This window comes from Rossellomorea sp. LjRoot5, assembly GCF_964253455.1.
GTDB lineage: Bacteria > Bacillota > Bacilli > Bacillales > Bacillaceae_B > Rossellomorea.
On sequence record NZ_CAXUQN020000001.1, the window covers coordinates 2,909,428 to 2,926,683 of the forward strand.

14 protein-coding genes and 1 riboswitch are annotated in these 17,256 nt (G+C 40.9%); of the genes, 3 read left to right on the forward strand and 11 right to left on the reverse strand.

The genetic code is table 11. The features are described 5' to 3' along the window. Window positions 1-638 precede the first annotated feature (638 nt). Together ACSQ2E_RS14875 and ACSQ2E_RS14880 are read right to left on the reverse strand one after the other, a co-directional pair. A complete protein-coding gene (locus ACSQ2E_RS14875; RefSeq protein WP_435991734.1) occupies window positions 639-1,094 on the reverse strand; it encodes a methylated-DNA--[protein]-cysteine S-methyltransferase in 456 nt (151 codons plus the stop codon). 14 nt (window positions 1,095-1,108) lie between these two features. Continuing rightward, window positions 1,109-3,262: a PAS domain S-box protein gene (locus ACSQ2E_RS14880; protein WP_435991736.1), complete on the reverse strand. Its 2,154-nt coding sequence runs from the start codon at window positions 3,260-3,262 to the stop codon at window positions 1,109-1,111. 169 nt (window positions 3,263-3,431) lie between these two features. Here ACSQ2E_RS14880 and ACSQ2E_RS14885 point away from each other — a divergent pair, with 169 nt between their 5' ends. Together ACSQ2E_RS14885 and ACSQ2E_RS14890 are read left to right on the forward strand one after the other, a co-directional pair. After that, entirely contained in the window at window positions 3,432-4,457 is a 1,026-nt protein-coding gene (locus ACSQ2E_RS14885; protein ID WP_435991738.1) for an acyltransferase family protein, read from the forward strand. 347 nt (window positions 4,458-4,804) lie between these two features. Continuing rightward, a complete protein-coding gene (locus ACSQ2E_RS14890; RefSeq protein WP_435991740.1) occupies window positions 4,805-6,532 on the forward strand; it encodes a B12-binding domain-containing radical SAM protein in 1,728 nt (575 codons plus the stop codon). Window positions 6,533-6,561: 29 nt separating this feature from the next. On the opposite strand, the gene ACSQ2E_RS14895 is transcribed toward ACSQ2E_RS14890, so the two are convergent. The 3 genes from ACSQ2E_RS14895 to ACSQ2E_RS14905 all read right to left on the reverse strand — a co-directional run bounded on the left by ACSQ2E_RS14895 (window position 6,562) and on the right by ACSQ2E_RS14905 (window position 8,506). After that, complete coding sequence (locus tag ACSQ2E_RS14895; RefSeq protein WP_261751324.1) at window positions 6,562-6,687, reverse strand: hypothetical protein; 126 nt, start codon at window positions 6,685-6,687, stop codon at window positions 6,562-6,564. Then, window positions 6,687-6,845 carry a hypothetical protein gene (locus ACSQ2E_RS14900; RefSeq protein WP_435991742.1) on the reverse strand — a complete coding sequence of 53 codons (159 nt, stop codon included), beginning with the start codon at window positions 6,843-6,845 and terminating at the stop codon, window positions 6,687-6,689. Before ACSQ2E_RS14900 ends, ACSQ2E_RS14895 begins: the two co-directional genes overlap by 1 nt. A gap of 308 nt (window positions 6,846-7,153) precedes the next feature. Next, a complete protein-coding gene (locus ACSQ2E_RS14905) occupies window positions 7,154-8,506 on the reverse strand; it encodes a TrkH family potassium uptake protein (RefSeq protein ID WP_435991744.1) in 1,353 nt (450 codons plus the stop codon). A 268-nt stretch (window positions 8,507-8,774) separates the two neighbouring features. Between ACSQ2E_RS14905 and ACSQ2E_RS14910 the strand changes: the two genes are divergently transcribed. Beyond that, window positions 8,775-8,975, forward strand: a complete 201-nt coding sequence (locus ACSQ2E_RS14910) for an alpha/beta-type small acid-soluble spore protein (protein ID WP_034763616.1) — start codon at window positions 8,775-8,777, stop codon at window positions 8,973-8,975. Between the two features lie 92 nt (window positions 8,976-9,067). Here ACSQ2E_RS14910 and ACSQ2E_RS14915 read toward each other — a convergent pair whose 3' ends face one another. The 6 genes from ACSQ2E_RS14915 to ACSQ2E_RS14940 form a co-directional block, all read right to left on the reverse strand. Then, window positions 9,068-10,177, reverse strand: coding sequence for an anti-sigma factor domain-containing protein (locus ACSQ2E_RS14915; RefSeq protein ID WP_435991746.1), 1,110 nt, complete (start codon window positions 10,175-10,177; stop codon window positions 9,068-9,070). After that, window positions 10,174-10,929: an RNA polymerase sigma factor SigI gene (gene sigI / locus ACSQ2E_RS14920; protein ID WP_435991748.1), complete on the reverse strand. Its 756-nt coding sequence runs from the start codon at window positions 10,927-10,929 to the stop codon at window positions 10,174-10,176. The genes ACSQ2E_RS14915 and sigI overlap by 4 nt, the downstream gene beginning before the upstream one ends. A gap of 309 nt (window positions 10,930-11,238) precedes the next feature. Next, the gene (locus ACSQ2E_RS14925) at window positions 11,239-12,024 is read right to left on the reverse strand and encodes a TerC family protein (RefSeq protein ID WP_435991750.1); all 786 of its coding nucleotides are present in this window, start codon (window positions 12,022-12,024) and stop codon (window positions 11,239-11,241) included. A gap of 100 nt (window positions 12,025-12,124) precedes the next feature. Further along, a riboswitch (yybP-ykoY riboswitch) is annotated at window positions 12,125-12,220 on the reverse strand. A gap of 62 nt (window positions 12,221-12,282) precedes the next feature. Continuing rightward, entirely contained in the window at window positions 12,283-12,744 is a 462-nt protein-coding gene (locus tag ACSQ2E_RS14930) for a hypothetical protein (RefSeq protein WP_435991752.1), read from the reverse strand. A gap of 203 nt (window positions 12,745-12,947) precedes the next feature. Continuing rightward, on the reverse strand, window positions 12,948-14,036 hold the full coding sequence (locus tag ACSQ2E_RS14935; protein ID WP_435991754.1) for an SDR family oxidoreductase: 1,089 nt from the start codon (window positions 14,034-14,036) through the stop codon (window positions 12,948-12,950). A 123-nt stretch (window positions 14,037-14,159) separates the two neighbouring features. Then, on the reverse strand, window positions 14,160-17,249 hold the full coding sequence (locus ACSQ2E_RS14940) for an efflux RND transporter permease subunit (RefSeq protein WP_435991756.1): 3,090 nt from the start codon (window positions 17,247-17,249) through the stop codon (window positions 14,160-14,162). Window positions 17,250-17,256 lie beyond the last annotated feature (7 nt).

Here is a 17,256-nt window from a genome sequence, read left to right on the forward strand (position 1 = left end):
CATTCGAAATTCTTTTTTGAAAATCGAAATTGTTCGGATTGATCATTTGACTGTATACGTAATTGTTACTTTTGGATGTAGTAAGTAGTGGTTGATTTCCGCTCCAGGTGCTCGCTTTCCGCGGGGCGTGAGTTGAGCACCTTCCGCTCCAATCAACTTCCAAGCGTAAGGTTTCACTATAACAATGTAATGTCGAAATTGCTTCACCTATTGCATACATCAACTCTTATCTCTTAGTTGCAGTGATCGTAAGCGTTAATTATATAAATTCTCTTTCTAACTTGATGTGAATGACTCATTTTGCTTCGACAGACCCAAAATAATCGAACATTCGAAAACTATAGTCTGTGTACGAATAACAAAAACCTTGATGAATGACCCTTTTATTATTATTGCTAAAGCATTCAGTATATATAGCCGGATCTAGCTTTTGATTGGAGTGCAAGACGAAGACTCCTACGGGAAAAGCGGAATAGGTGAGACCCCGCAGGAACGACAGTGACGAGGAGGCTCGCCTTCCGCCCGAGGAAAGCGAAGTCTTGCACGGAAATCAAAAGCGGTGTAGCTAGTGACCCACGAATTTTTAATTATTCGTCTTTAAAGGAAATGGATTTATTTATGCCCCAGTCTCGTTCCTATTATCGCTCTAATGATAGTAACGTTTCTTTTTTATCAATTTGCTTCCCTGCATAACCGGTGAGCATCTTATTTTTCCCAATGACACGATGGCAAGGGATAATGACGGGAAAACGGTTGGCTTTATTCGCCTGTCCCACAGCTCGAACCGCTTTCGGTCTTTGTATGGCTTGTGCCACATCCTGATACGACCAGGTTTCGCCATAAGGTATTTTCTGCAGGATATTCCATACTTCCTTTTGAAACGCGGTCCCTTCGATTTTCAAAGGAAGATCAAATGCTCTTCTATCACCTTTAAAAAATTCCTGGATCTGTTCCTTTGCTCTAGTCAAAATGGGATGATCCGTTTCGATGTAAGCTTCTTCCTCAACAAACTGCACAGAAAGCAATTGGGTGGGATCGGCAATGAGCTTCAAATTCCCAATGGGACTATCGATTATAATCGCATGAATGGTCATTATACAGGACTCCTTTATGATTTAGGCAGATAGATATGGAAAACGGTTCCCTGTCCAACAATGCTTTCAACCTGAACGCTGCCTTTATGTTCTTTAATAATCTTAAAGCTTACCATAAGTCCAAGTCCAGTCCCTCTTTCTTTTGTTGTATAAAAAGGTTCGCCGAGCTTCTTGATTTTATCCTTTGAGATTCCGCCTCCCTGGTCCTTAATCTCGATATGGATCAACCCGTCCTCTGTCTCACCGATGCTGATGGAAATCACTCCTCCATCCGACATGACTTCAATCGCATTCTTAATGACATTAATGAATACCTGTTTTAACTGATTGGGTTCAGCTACTATGGTAGGAAGGTCTTCCTGATACCTTTCCGCATACTGAACATTATGCATGACAGCCTGTGCACTCAGTAATTCAACCGTATCTTTCATGATCCTGATTAAATTCGTCTCCTGGTATTGGATTGCCTGAGGTTTGGCCAATACGAGAAACTCCGTGATGATTGACTCGATACGCTGGAATTCAGAAGTGATCACATTAAAGTACATCTCGTGATCTTCCCCGACGCTGTTTTCAAGCAATTGAATGAATCCTTTTAGTGCAGTCATCGGGTTTCTGATCTCATGAGCGATCCCTGCAGCAAGCTCACCTACCACACTTAATGTGTCAGATTTTCTTAATTGTTCCTGCATCTCAATTTGATCGGTAATGTCCCGGATGATGGTCAAATTCAAGTTAGAGAGCAAATTATATTTCGAAGATAATTCAACGTATTGAATTCTGTCCCTGGATGATGTCAGCGCTTTTAAAAATGTCGCCTGACCTTCCTCCTTCAATTGATGCAGATAATCGTCATAAGCTTCTTCACCCGGCTCAATATTCAATATTTCCCGTACGTCTTTACCAATAAGTTGATCTTTATCCAACTTAATGATGTTACTCACTTCGGGATTCGCATCAACAACGACATAATTGTGATTGGTCAGAAGCAATCCATCCAATGAACCTTCGAATATCTTCCGGAACCTTTCCTCACTCTCCCGCAGCTCCTTTTCCATTTGATATCGTTCACTTACATTACGGAATATGGTCATATTATAACCATCTACGGAATGAAGCTTCGAGGTGAATTCCAAATGTTTCAGCTGATTGTTCGGCATGAGAAACAACACCTCATCCCTTACAGCCCCGCTTCTGTATAATTGTTCCATGACCAGATCGAACTTCTGGCTTTCCAAAGGATAAACGAAATCCCTGATTTTTTTGGAGAGAAGCTCTGAAAGTGTGCATTCGAATATTTTCAGTGCTGAAGAGTTCGCTTTAAGTACCCTTCCGTCCTGATCCCATAATACAATGGCGTCAATCGCTTCTTCAAACAATCCTTTGAACAATTCTTCATTTCGCTTCAGTTGGATCTCCATCTGCCTTTTTTCCGTTACATCTCTAAGAATGGCCATATGGAGCTTATGATGGACGTACGGACTTGTCGTAAATTCCACGATTGAAATACTTTGTGATTTCTTGATTGGAATTTCACCACGGGCTTTTTTATTTTGAGAAATCAATTCTTTGATTTTATCAACTCTATAATGGGCATTTTTCGGAATGAAGGAGCTGATATTCCTCTTGGTGATTTCATCCTTATCAAGCCCCACTTGCAAACTGAATGCATGATTCACATCATTGATATTCCCCTCAATGTCAAATAACACGATCCCCTCTGAAGCATTCTGGAAAATGTTCGATAGTAAATGTACATTTAAATGATCTTTCCGTTCCTTCTCCTTCAGTTCCGTTACATCCTTAAAGTATAAATAAGCGTTAGGTGAAATGGTCGATTTTTTCAGCAAAAGTTCGACGTGAATGATTTTCTTCTCATTTGCATTCATCAGGGTTTCGTCTTCCATTGTTTTTCCCGTTTCCATTACTTCCTTATAATGGGCCACTATAGGCGCGGGCACTGAAGAGAAAAATGAGCTGAAGAGCTTCCCTACAACATTCTCATTATTTGTTTCCAGGGTTTCATATGCTTCGGGGTTGGCATAAACGATTTTCAACTCTTTATTGATCACAAACATCGGCATAGGTGAAGCTGAGCAAATCTCCCTATCGACAGGATGACATAATTCCTTCTTTTGCTCTTCTTTCACTTTACTACTATTAGTCATTTCCTCATCCCCTTACTAATTTAAAAGACGACCATTGGCTTAAATCCTACAGAATCCGCATAGCTCCCCGCACTTCTGGTGATAATTAACAGTGAAAATCATGTTTTGCTCATTGTATCCTAGGGTAAGAATGAATTAGGATTAAACTTTTCTAAAAGATGGTGAAGATATGAAACAGCGCAACTATTACTTCGACAATGCCAAATTCATTTTGATCTTTTTAGTGGTATTTGGGCATGTCATACGTTCCTATATCGAAAGCGACCCCTTTATCCTTTCGTTGTATAAAACGATTTACACCTTCCACATGCCGGCCTTCATCCTTGTGGCAGGGTTCTTCGCGAAAGGATTCTATAAAAAAGGGTATATCCAGAAACTTGCAAAAAAATTGATACTTCCCTACATTTTGTTTCAATTGATCTATACGGTCTACTATCATTTTCTTTATCAAAAATCAACATTCGAGGTGAATCCACTGAACCCTCACTGGTCACTGTGGTTCCTTATCAGCCTTTTTTGCTGGAACGCACTGCTTTATGTTTTCATTAAGTGGTTTAAATTCAGACCTGGAATCGGCTTGACAGTGGCTTTTTCACTTGGACTGCTTGTAGGATACGCTGATGTAATCTCAAATTTTTTAAGCTTGTCCCGAACATTTGTGTTCTTTCCAATATTCCTGATGGGGTACTACATGGAGAAGGATCACTTCGAATATTTTAAAACGGGTAAAGCCCGTTTAGTGGCAGGTTCATTATTTGTAATCGTATTTTTGGGGATGTATTTTATCCCTGAATTCTCAGACAAATGGTTGCTTGGTTCCAAGCCTTACGGAGATTTTGAATGGAACAACGTAATCAGCATGGGTGTCAGGGCAGCTGTTTACTTATTAAACGTCGTGATGATTTTCAGCTTTTTTACATTTGTTCCTACAAAGAGACAGTTTTTCACCAAATGGGGGGAAAATACTCTCTATGTTTATTTGCTCCACGGTTTTCTCATTCGGTTATTCCGTGAAAGCCATCTAAAGGATACGATTGACCCTAACACCAGTCTGTTACTGTTACTCGGGGTATCTTTTGTACTGACGATGATATTTTCAACTAAATTCTTTACCAGCATCACACAACCTATCATCGAGTTTAGATCAACCAGGTTGCAGAAACTGCTTTCCAAAAGGGAAATGAATACAAGATAAACCTCACTAGAAAGGGCTGACCCCATTGTATTCACGGGTCAGTCCCTTTTTCATGATTAACTATTCGCTTAGGTTGAGCATACGAGCATCCGAATCACCATTCAACGCAATTTTCAAAAAACATATATTACCTTATATTATTCGCACCTTTTCCTAAAATTCCTTCTAATAGTTACAATAAATTTAAATTCATTTCAGACAAACATTGAGCTTTATCGCAAGCTTAGATAAAATGATAGTCAGGTTGGTTTATTATGTTGTACGAACAACTTGCCACAGATAATAATTTGGTTACTGAAAGTTATTTGACTGAGAGTCAAACGGACTTAGAATAAAGGAGATTATGAATGAAGAAAGTCGTCTTAAGTACGTTAAATGCAAAATACATTCACACGAATTTAGCTATTCGCTGTCTAAAGGCCTATGCAGAGCCCGAACATGAAATTGAGCTCTCTGAGTACACGATAAAGGATCCAACGCTTAATATCGTTACCGACTTATTTTCTAAAAAGCCGGACATCATCGGATTCAGCTGCTACATCTGGAATATCGAAGAAACGATCAAAGTCATTCAGATTCTTCGAAAAATCATGCCTGAGGTAACGATCATCCTCGGAGGTCCCGAAGTGACATATGATGTTCCATATTGGCTGGAGCGCCTTGAAGACGTTGACTTTATCGTCATTGGTGAAGGTGAGGAATCCTTCAAACAGTTATTGGATCAGCTTGATGGTGATAAAGATTGGTCGAAGGTACATGGAGTGGCTTATTTAGCTGATGGAAAGCCTGTCATCAAACCGCAGCAAAATAAAATTGATTTAAGGGATGTTCCTTCCCCTTTCCGTTTTCAGGAAGATCTGCAAGAGCTCGGAAAAAGGGTGACCTATATCGAGACAAGCAGGGGCTGTCCATTCCGTTGCCAATTCTGTCTTTCTTCTATTGAAGTTGGTGTACGCTACTTTGATCGTGAAAAGGTTAAGGAAGATATCCGATTCCTGATGAAACATGGAGCGAAGACCATTAAGTTTGTGGATCGAACCTTTAATATAAGCCGAAGCTACGCAATGGAAATGTTCCAATTTCTTATTGACGAGCACGTGCCGGGCACCGTCTTTCAATTTGAAATCACGGCAGACATCATGCGTCCCGAAGTGATTGAATTCCTCAATGAACATGCTCCACGGGGGCTATTCCGTTTTGAGATAGGCATCCAATCAACCAACGATGAAACAAATGATCTGGTCATGAGAAAACAAAACTATAAAAAGCTCACGAGAACCGTCACAATGGTGAAAGAAGGTAAAAAAATCGACCAGCATCTGGATTTGATCGCAGGTCTCCCTGAAGAGGATTACCATTCATTCCGTAAAACGTTCAATGATGTGTTTGAAATGAGACCAGAAGAGTTACAGTTAGGATTTCTTAAGATGCTGCGCGGGACCGGCCTGAGAATTCGCGCAAATGATCATCAATATACGTTTATGGATCATTCTCCTTATGAAATCTTAGGGAATAACGTATTGTCTTTCGAAGATATCGTTCGGATCAAACAAGTGGAAGACGTACTGGAGAAATATTGGAACGATCACCGCATGGATCGAACGATTGAATACCTGGTTACTGAATGCTTTGACACCCCATTTGATTTCTTCCAGCAGTTTGGTTCCTATTGGGAAAATCGGGGATGGTCCCGGATCGGCCATCAGTTAGAAGATCTGTTCAAACGACTGCATGAATTCTTGTCCAATGAAACAAGCTTTCAAATTTCAGTCATTGAAGGTCTCATGAAACTCGACTATTTAGACAATCAAAAGTACAAACCAAGAAAACCGTGGTGGACGCATGAGCTAACGAAAAAAGAGCGATCTGCCATTTATCAAAATCTTTTAGCACAACCAACCATCGCAGGCGAGGCATTTGCCAATCTGAAATTAAATGAAAAAGAGTTGTATAAGCATACACTCCTTGAAACGATCCGTTCAAAAGAAGGTCAGGATCAATACGTCCTTGCCTACTTTGAACCCTCAACTGGTCAATCAACCGTATTCGAGTTTGCCCGTCAACTTGTTCAATGATAAAGAAGAAAAAATGTTAAGCGAATCGCTTAACATTTTTTCTTCTTTTCTTCTGTCTTTGGTTGTTTTTGGGTCACTTCCATTATTTTGGCTGCATTAACATCCCCAAATTCCTGACCGAATTCTTCACGGAAAGATTGTTTTTTATCTTTCATCAGCCTCTCCCTTTTTTACCTTTTGACGAATTTCTATTCTTTCCTTTTGCCGGATCCTCTCCTTGAGAAAATTCAGCAGAAAATTCAGCCTCCTGCTTATTCTTAAGCGGTGTTTGATTATTTTTCTCAGCCGCATCATACTGTGCTTTACGTTTCATTTATGACTCATCTCCTTTGACCTTATTTTCCCCACCTCCCCCTTTTCCATTCTTCTAAAAATAGGCATTCACTCAACTGAATAAGCCAATATTTTCGGAGGACAAAAAAAAGAGGCTGGACATAATTAAATCCATTTCCTCTAAAGATGAGCAATCATAAAATTAGTTAGTATCACTTGTTACACCTCTATTGATTTCCGTGCAAGACTTCGCTTTCCTAGGGCGGAAGGCGAGCCCCCCGGAAAGCGGGCACCTAGAGCGGAAATCAACCACCACTCGCTTTCATTAGCTTCTTTTAAAGGGGCCCATTACCCAATAATGACCCGTTCTTTAGGATAGTGATATTTAGCTGTTTTTTCTTTTCCGCCAATCATGAAGAGGAAGGAAAGGATCCCCACTCGACCAATAAACATTAACACGATGATGACGCATTTTCCGATGGAGGAAAGTTCAGATGTGATTCCCATGGATAATCCTGTCGTTCCGAACGCGGAAGCAACTTCAAAGACAATCTCCATAATGGAATGGTCCTCTGTGAAAGTGAGGATGATGACAGATAGGAAACAGATAAAAATGGCCATCATCGTCACGACAAGGGATTTGATAACATCCTGATGATGAATTTCCCTTTTGAATATCTTAATGGTTTGATTCCCCTTTGCAAAATGGAACAAGAATAAAATATTCAGGGCGAATGTCGTCGTCCTGATCCCTCCACCAACCGAGCTTGGTGAAGCCCCGATGAACATAAGAGCACTCATGACCAATAAGGTGGGAGTAGAAAAATCAGCCACATTCATGGTGGCAAGTCCCCCATTCCTCGTCGTAGCCGATTGGAAAAACGAATAGAAAAATGACTCATGCCACTCCATACCATCAAAAAAGCGGTTATATTCAAAGAGAAAGATGACCAATGTCCCGAATAACATTAATCCAAAGAACGTAACCGTAGTTATCTTTGAATATAAAGAAAAGTGGTGTTTGTTTCTCTTCTTGCTCATTAGATAATCCTTCGTCTCAATCAGTACGGGAAATCCAATTGCTCCGAGTGTCAATAAAATGATGGTGATGAACTGGACAAAGTAGTCATTCGCATAAGGAATGAGTGACTGACCTGTAATATCGAAGCCCGCATTCGTCGTGGCACTGACAGATGCAAATAGTCCATGGATAAAAGCCTGCTGCCACGTGGGATAATACCCTATGAAATAGACACCTAAAATGAAAGCGCCCACGATTTCAATGAAGATGATCAGTAATAAGATCTGTTTTAATAAACTCACGAGTCCAGCCAGGCTTGTCTGGTTTTGATCCGTCATGATGAGGCGGCGCTCTTTCAAGCCGATCTTCTTTCCTACAATCAACCAGAAAAACGTACCGAGTGTCATGATTCCAATCCCACCGAATTGGAGAACAAACATTAAAATGAAGATTCCCGTTGTATTGAATGTGTCGACCGTGCTCACAACGGTAAGCCCTGTGACGCTCACAGCGCTTACCGCTGTAAAGATCGCATCCAGGAAACTCCACTCTGCCCCGGATTTATGAGCAATGGGAAGACTGAGTAGTACGGTCGCAATCGTCACCGCCAGAAGATAATACGTTACGATCACTTGTGCAGGAGTTAATTTATTTAAATTCAATCTAAGCTTATACCACATGTGTGTAATTCCCTTTCAACGTTATTTCCTTTTCTATCTTAAAGAATAAAACCGAAGAATGAAAGGAAAAATGAATAATTTCTTTTTATGTTTATTCTTCCTTTAATATAGGCCTCCTAAACGAACAAGTGTGGTGGTTCATATTATTTCTAAGCAAACAATACAATTTCGGCGAAATATTACCATTCATGTTCATGATGATAATACAAATAATATAGCTACTGAAACATTCATTGTTTCAAGTATCCTGGTAAGGAGGAAAACGACTATGGCTAGAAGTTCAAATAAATTACTTGTTCCTGGTGTTGAACAGTACCTTGATCAAGTGAAATATGAAATCGCCCAGGAGTTTGGCGTGACGCTTGGATCCGATACAGTTGCCCGCTCTAATGGATCAGTTGGTGGAGAAATCACGAAACGTCTTGTGAAACAAGCTCAATCTCAATTAACCGGACAACAAACTAAATAACTTGGCACCGGGGTAGCTGGCATGTACCAGCTACCCTTTTTCGTTCTCAATAACAAAGACCCATTCAGTTGAATGAGCCTTTGCCTATTTTTTTAGTCTTTTTTATTTTCTTTTCTGTTTTCATGATTATGTTTCTTTTCTTCATTTCTATTTTGCTGATCATTATGCTTATCATTGTTTCGATGGTCCCCTTGATCATTACGTGGAGAATGATCATGCCCTCTATTAGGTTTGTCATTACCTCTGTTTCCATTATTACCATTTGAGGAGTTCCCAGGTTGTGATTTCTCAGGTTTTCCCCTCTCCCCTTTTTTTTCGGGTTGAGGCTTTTGCGGATGGTCAGGGTTTTTCTGAGGTCTTTGAGTTTTTTCTGCATTTTGTTTCTTCTCTTTTACTGGTGGATTCACCTTTTGCTTCGCTGCTTTGACTTTTTCATCTATAATAGCTTTCTTTTGCTTCTCTTTTTCTTGAACTTCTTTTTCTTCTTTGTTCAATTCTTTTTCTACAGGCTCAGTTGTTCGGTCGAAGTCCTTTTGCTCTGTTTCACGAATAAGGGAGCCTGCAGTCATCCCTTTTTCTGATGCTTTTTCCCTAAACTCCCGGGATGTTTCTTCCATGATGATATTCGTTGAATGATCAGTGCCGTAATCCTCAACAAACTCATTTAATTCGTCCAGTAATTCGGTTTCCCGTTTAGGATCGGAATCATCAATGAAGGAAGAAGTGATGAAAACCTTTTGAATACCCTTTAAGTACCCGAGTTTTTCACTTAAGAGGAAGATTTTCTCCGTCACTTCTCCAACATTTTCATTTTTCCAGTCACTCAGTTCCTTTAAAAGGACCTTGGCATCACCATTATATGGCTTGATATTCAATACCTGCTGATCTTTATTTAATGTTAGTTCCATACTGGGATTGATATCGACTGAAACATAGGCATAAGCCCTATTGTTCTGTAGCACAGTACTTGAGAACAGGGCAATGATGACGACAAGGACTGTTAACAAGGAAGTCGATACTCTCCAATTCCATTTATAAATCGGCTTGGATTTGGCAGTACTTAAGCTCACTGGAAAGAAAGGAATCTCTTCGCCTATCGCATACTGTTGATCGGGCTGCTTTCTTCCTGTAAGAAATTCTCCTTCCGGTGTCATCAAAACCAGGATATCCTGTTTGATTTCCATAATGATCCCTTTTTTCATATCTCTAACCGCCCTTTTAAATAATCCCGTAAATAGACATAATCCCCTATAAGAATAAGAGAAATGGCTATAATATATTTTCTATTTCTCTCAATTGTTTTTCTGGTGACGTTCACCTGTTTTTCTAATTTTTTTATCGGTAATCGTCTTTTTTCTATAAGATAATCTAATAGTTCTTGGGAACTCACTACCTTTTTGGCGATGTCTATGGCATTCAATCTTGCATCTTCATGCTTGGGAGATTGTTCAACCAGATCGTGAAAAGACAACTTGTATTGAACCAGTTGTTCCTGGAAATAAAGAATTTCTTCACGTCTCTTTCTGGCTTCCTCCTGTTTTCCGAATTCCTCAACAGATACAATCTGATCGATCGTTAAACCAGAAGAATCTTCCCCATCTTCAAAGAGGCTCATATCGAAACTGACATCCTGAAACTTCCCATTTTTTCTGATATAATCAATCACTCTCCGCTTGATGATTACTTCAGAGAAACTGATGACAGAAGAGCCCCGTTGATCATTATACTTTAAAATAGCGTCATGAAAGGCAATCAGACCGATGCTGAATTCATCATCACTTTCATAGATGAATCGTTTGCAGACCGATGATACCGTTTTTTTAATAAATGGCTTATAATCTTCGAGAACTATGTTCAATAATTGCTCATCACCATTTTGTATTTGGATCGCCATCTCTTCAAGCGATTGCTTTTTCTTTTGTTTAGCGAGTAGAAATAGTAGAACATTTAGCATCAGTCTCACCCCATCCTGCACACTATTATACTCATATGGTGTTGAATGTAAAAGTGAAAAGGATAGGGTGGGGTTTTTCATATCACCCCGAAATTTCATATTTTGGCCGATCGATCGCCTTATTAAAGGAGTTACGTTAAAAGAACTCATTTTGAGGGGGTTTTGCAAAATAAAAAATCAAGAAATCTGTTTAAGTGAATACCAGAAGGTGATCAAACACCGGTTACCTCGGTTCCCCCATCAAAACTCCCGTTCATAAACATCAAAAAAGCTAACGGGAAAATTCCACGTTAGCTTTGTATAACGACATTATTCTGCTTTTGCTTTTCTTTCTATTTCTGCTTCTTCCTGTTTTGCTTTTCTTCTTGATAATAAATATCCGCCTACAGATAGCAGGATCAATACGCTCCAAAATACAAGCTTCCACCCTTTTGATTCTGGGAAGTGATGATCCAGGATGGCTACATCAGGATGAGCAAGGGTAAATACGGCAAGTTTCACACCAACCCAGCCAACAATTAAAAAGGCTGCTGATTCCAAGGTAGGGTATTTCTCCAATAATTTCACAAACCAGGTTGCAGCAAACCTCATGATCACCAACCCGATGATGCCGCCTAGGAACATGACAATAAATTGCCCTCCGTCAATACCCCCCACATCAAACCATCCAGTCGGTTGAAGCGTTACGGCCAAAGCAACGGCAGCAAGCATGGAATCAACCGCAAATGCGATATCCGCAAGTTCCACCTTGAGTACAGTAGTCCAGAATCCCGAGCCTTTCGCCGGCTCCTCTTCTACAACCCCGGTGTCTTTCCTTTTCTTCACAAAATGGTGAATGGCCACGTAGAATAAATAAATGGCCCCAATGGCCTGAACCTGCCACACATTGACTAAGAACGAAATGAGAAATAATGCAACGAACCTAAAGACGAAGGCTCCTAAAAGTCCGTAAAAAAGTGCTTTCTTCCTTTGTTCCACAGGTAAATGTTTGACCATTACGGCCATAACCACCGCATTATCAGCAGCTAATATCCCTTCAAGACCTACCAAAATCAGTAGGACCCATCCATATTCCAATAACATCGAAGCATCCATACCTTTAGTCCCTCCCTATTTACATAGTTAGTTTTCCAATAGGCAAGGAATTTTATAAAAATAAAAAGACCCTTGCCTAAATAAGGCAAAGGTCTTGCTTAGCATACGGATATGCCAACAAAGCCGATGGCATACACCATGAATTGACGACTTTGTTTAGGTATGAAACCTATAGCTACTCCCCTTTGACAGGTAGAAAACGTTCATTTGTATAAATGTATTTTATCTCAAAAACACTTATTCGTAAAGAGAAAAATTTCATTGAACCCGTATCAGGATGGCTCGTACCAAGAGTCCCATCAACACTCCGGGAATCACAAACAAAATCGGAAGGAAAATGGGCCCGATAAATTTTCCAAACAGATACACTTTCGGGGAATACATCAAACCAACCGTTACCATATAAGCAGACATTACAAAGGGTAAAAAACTGTAGTTTTTCTTTTGGGCATCGGCAATTTTATACGCATCCCACATGGCAAACATATATAAACACGGATAGAACATGAGCCACTGGTAATCAATTATCTCAGCTGCTTTATGTGTTTCGCCTAAAAAACTGTACATGATCCCCAGATTGAAGTTACTTTGAATATTGATAATGATCTCAAGAAGTACAAACAACGTTCCCTTAAACCATAAACCGACAAGCAATTGAGGAAAACCCGGAAGCGCAATGCTCCACAGGATTCCTTCTAATTTTGTAATGGATGACTTCATATGCACCCCGTAAAAAAGGAGGAGTGTGGAAATAGGGTACTTTTAAAAGGCTTATGGAAAGGACTGTGTTTGTGTCGGTCAAGGTATGATGTAAGGGAAAATGACATCTTGAAATTCCTCCTAATGTTGCTTCTCCCTTTATTTTCACCATATCTCTCCCAATTATTACGATGATTGCTTGTTAGAATGTTTCCATTCCCCTATTAATCGATCTTCACGTGCAATCGCTCATTAGATGCATGTTCAAGATAAAATTCAACCATTTTTTTGATCTGGCTGGAAAGGGAAGGGCATATAATTGCTGTCCCCTTCAGGTCTTTTCGCACATTTTGGCAATTGAATTTACCTTGGTATGTAAAATAGTCCAATGCTTCCCGTTCGACTTTTAAATAACGTCGTATAAAACGGAAACCAAGTGCCCAATTAGAAAGGGTTATCGGAATACTCCCCATTGGTTTCTTTTTTAACATATGCCATAAAATCTGCTCATACACTTCCTTTACCATCAGTGGTGCTGGATCGGTCAGATGATACGTCTTTCCACTCCCCACCTCCTCATGGCCTAGATAAATGGATGCTTCCACTACATATTCAACGGGTACAATATTTATATAAGAGGTACCCTCACCGAGAAATGGAATCCACGGAAGGAAAGATAATCGCTTAAACATATTCATAATAAAATATGGCCCATCGAACTTCACGGTCTCGCCGGTTTCTGAGTTCCCTTTCACGATACCTGGGCGGATAATCGTGATTGGCAGTTTGTCCTTCAATTTATCCACCAGGACCTCTGCTTCATATTTAGTCCTTTCATAGAAGTTATGAAAACGCTCCGGGTGGATCAATTCATCCTCCATTAGTTCACCTTCACGTGATCCCGCTATAAAAGCAGTGGAAAAATACACATATCTTTTTAATCGAGCTAAGGTTTGACAGAAATCATTGACCTGTCGTGTGCCTTCTACATTTATTTTCTGTGCAAGATTCTGAGGGACTGCGAGATCATAGATGGCTGCTAAGTGCCAAACATATTCCACTTCCTCCTTAATCTCGATGATTTTCTCTTCTGCCATATCAAGATCCGTGCGGGTAATGTCCCCTTCCACAAGGATGATCTCTGCATCTGACAAGAATCTGAGTTTTCGTATTCCATCTTCCGCCTGCTTCCTCATTGAATGAAGGTGAAGTAAGTATACCTTCGATACCTTCTCCTGTTTGAGTAATTCTTCTACAATATTATGACTTAAAAAGCCCGGAAACCCCGTGATAAAATAGATACCTTTTTCCATTTGGATCCTCTCCCTCGCTTGTTACCATTATTTTGATAAAAAAAAGAGCTAACCTTACGACTAAGGTACCTCATCATTTTAGGAGGTGACTGCTTAGCATCCGGTTAACTCTCGTTGTGTGTTCTATTCTTTATATACGTATGTTTCTCTTGGTTTCTTCATTCTTCTCGTCTCTTTATCAAAGAAACTGTACACAATCGGTATGACATAAATGGTCAGTAATGTCGAGCTGATCAGTCCGCCAATGACGGCAATACCCATAGGCTGATTGATTTCGGTACCTTCACCCAGCCCCAGTGCCAGGGGCAATAAGCCGAGTATCGTCGTCAGTGCCGTCATGAAGATCGGTCTTGCCCTGTCCTGCACTGCTTCTACGATGCTGTCAAAGCTGCTCATTCCCGCCTCTTTAAGCTGATTGATATAATCAACGATGACAATAGCATTGTTTACGACGATACCTGCCAGTACAATCACTCCAATGATCGCCGATATGCTGATAGGGGTCTGTGTAATGGCCATGGCGATTGCTACACCTATTACCATGAGCGGAACAGTAAACATAATGACAAACGGATATTTAAATGACTCGAATTGCGCAGCCATGACCATATAGACAAGCACGATGGCAAGCCCAAGGGCCAGGACCATGTCATCAATAGAATCCTCAAGGAGCTCCCTGTCCCCACTGAATGAAACCAATGTCTCGTTTGGAAGATCCAGTGATTCGATTTTCTCATCTACCGCCTTCGAAATGGCTCCAAGATTGGTTGATGATGAATAGTTGAGTGTGAATTGAACGGCATGCTGCTGGTCAATTCTTTGAATGCTGACAGGTCCATCTGCAATTGAAAAGTCGACGACGGAGTTTAACTGAATATACTTCCCTTGTCCATTTGGAATGAGAAGTTTCTTTAAAGAATCAAGATTTTCAGTGATGTTCCTGTCATATTGAACGAGAACATTTATGACGTCAGAAGACTCTGTGACCATTTGGGTAGTCAGGACCCCCCGGGTCACATCTTGAACGAGCGTCCCGATTTGAGCAGGAGCTATTCCTTGTTGAAGAGCTTTCTCCCGGTTTACCTTCATTTGGACTTCTTTCACAGTCTCCATCTGATCTGTTGAAACTTCTGTGACATCTTTCATGCCTTTTAAAGAGGAGAATAACGAATCGACGGACTCCTTCAGACGATTCTGATCCGTATCCCTCAGGTTAAACGTCAAGGTTTGAGGACTGGAACCGGATGTTGACTGTAAATTAAAGGAAACTTCAGCAGATTTATTCACTTTTTGTGCAGCTTTTTCCACTTCAGACTTTACTTCATCCGCAAAGCTGAAAATCGACCTCTCCCGCTCATCGAGAGGTACCATTTTCACATAAACTTCTGCAATATTCCCTTTCCCGCTTCCTCTAAATGATTCTTCCTGGGTTGTACCCACCAGACTTACGAAAACATCGACATCTTTTTCTTTTTCCAACCTGCCTTCAATCGCTTTGACGACTTTATTGGTCTCATCGACGGAAGCTCCATTATCCAATTCGACCCTCATGTTGAAAAACCCTTCATCAGTTGGTGGCAAAAACTGTGTCCCTACCGTCGTAAGGCCCAGCCCGCCACCCACTAATGTAATGAGAGTGATGAACAATACGATGAAACGGTGACGTAGCGCCCATTTAACCGACCGGGCAAATGTCTTTCTGCTCTTAGAACGTCTCCGCTTCGCTTCGATATTTCCTTTTGGTTTCTTCAGCAGTCTGCTTGCGAGCATCGGTATAACCGTCAATGCCACCACAAGTGAGGCCAATAAACTAAAAGAAATCGTCAAGGCGAACTCGGTAAACAATTCTCCCAGTAAACCGGATATAAAAACAACCGGCAGAAATACAGCTACAGTAGTCAAGGTGGAAGCGGTGATGGCTCCCCCCACTTCTTTTGCCCCGATACTTGCAGCTTCCCTCGGATTTTTCCCCAGGGATAAATGACGATAAATATTCTCAATGACTACGATCGCATTATCAACCAACATCCCAATTCCAAGAGCCAGGGCTCCCAATGTCATGATGTTCAATGCGAAATCGGCAAAAAACATAAGAACAAACGTAACAATGACTGAATAAGGAATGGCTACCCCGATGATAAGGGGACTTTTTACATTTTTTAAAAATAAGAAGAGCACGAGCATGGCAAAAGCTCCCCCTATCAGGAGGGAATTGGCGATATTCCCGATGGCTTGAGCGATGTAATCCCCCTGATCGAACAGGATATCAGCTTTGATTGATTTATATTGATCCTGTTTTAAGAGGCGGTCCAGCTCCTTTTGAAACGCTTTCGATACGGAGGCAGTATTAGCATCTGATTGTTGCAGCACACTGAACAGGATGGCAGATTCTTCGTTTGCGCGTGTGATTGTGTTTGTATCCTGTTTTCTCTGTTCAACTTTCGCTACATCAGAAAGCTTAAGCTTCTTTTCGGTTTGAGGATTCACTTGAAGGACCAATCCCTTTAATTCCTCCACCGACTGGAGCTTGCTTACTACTCTCGTGGTCAATGTTTGTCCATCTGTCTCGATCGTATCTCCGGGAGCGGTCACATTGTTAGCGCGGATTGTATTGACCACATCGCCTTGACTTAGACGATTATCTTTCAACGCTTTTTGATTCAATTCAATGACCACTTCGTCCGTTAATGAACCTGAAACATTTACATTTGCTACACCCTCCACTCTTGTCAGTTCCTGTTTCAAATTCTCGGATAGTGTCTTGAGATTGGAATCGTTCCCTTCTTCCCGTAAAGAAAATTGAATGATCGGGAACTGGGCAGGGTCAAATTTGAGAAACCTTGGATTCTCTGCCCCATCCGGAAGTGGAGTCTGGTCGAGGCGTTGCAGGACATCATTTTCAATCTCATCGATGGAAGTGGACCATGAAAATTCAAGGAGAATAAAGTTCGAACCCTCCCTTGAAGTCGATTGAAGGTTCTTCATGCCCGGTAAGGTGGATAGGCTTTCTTCAAGTGGTTTTGTTACCTTCTCCACCACCTCCTCTGGACCCGCTCCAGGATAATTGGTCACCACGACACCTACTGGTGGATTGAGGTCCGGAATGAGTTTCAACGGGATCCTGAGGAGGGAGACTCCTCCAAGAATAAGGATCAGCAGCATAGTGACAATGGTGAACACCGGTCGTCGTATGGAAAAATCACTAATTTTCAATGAAGTG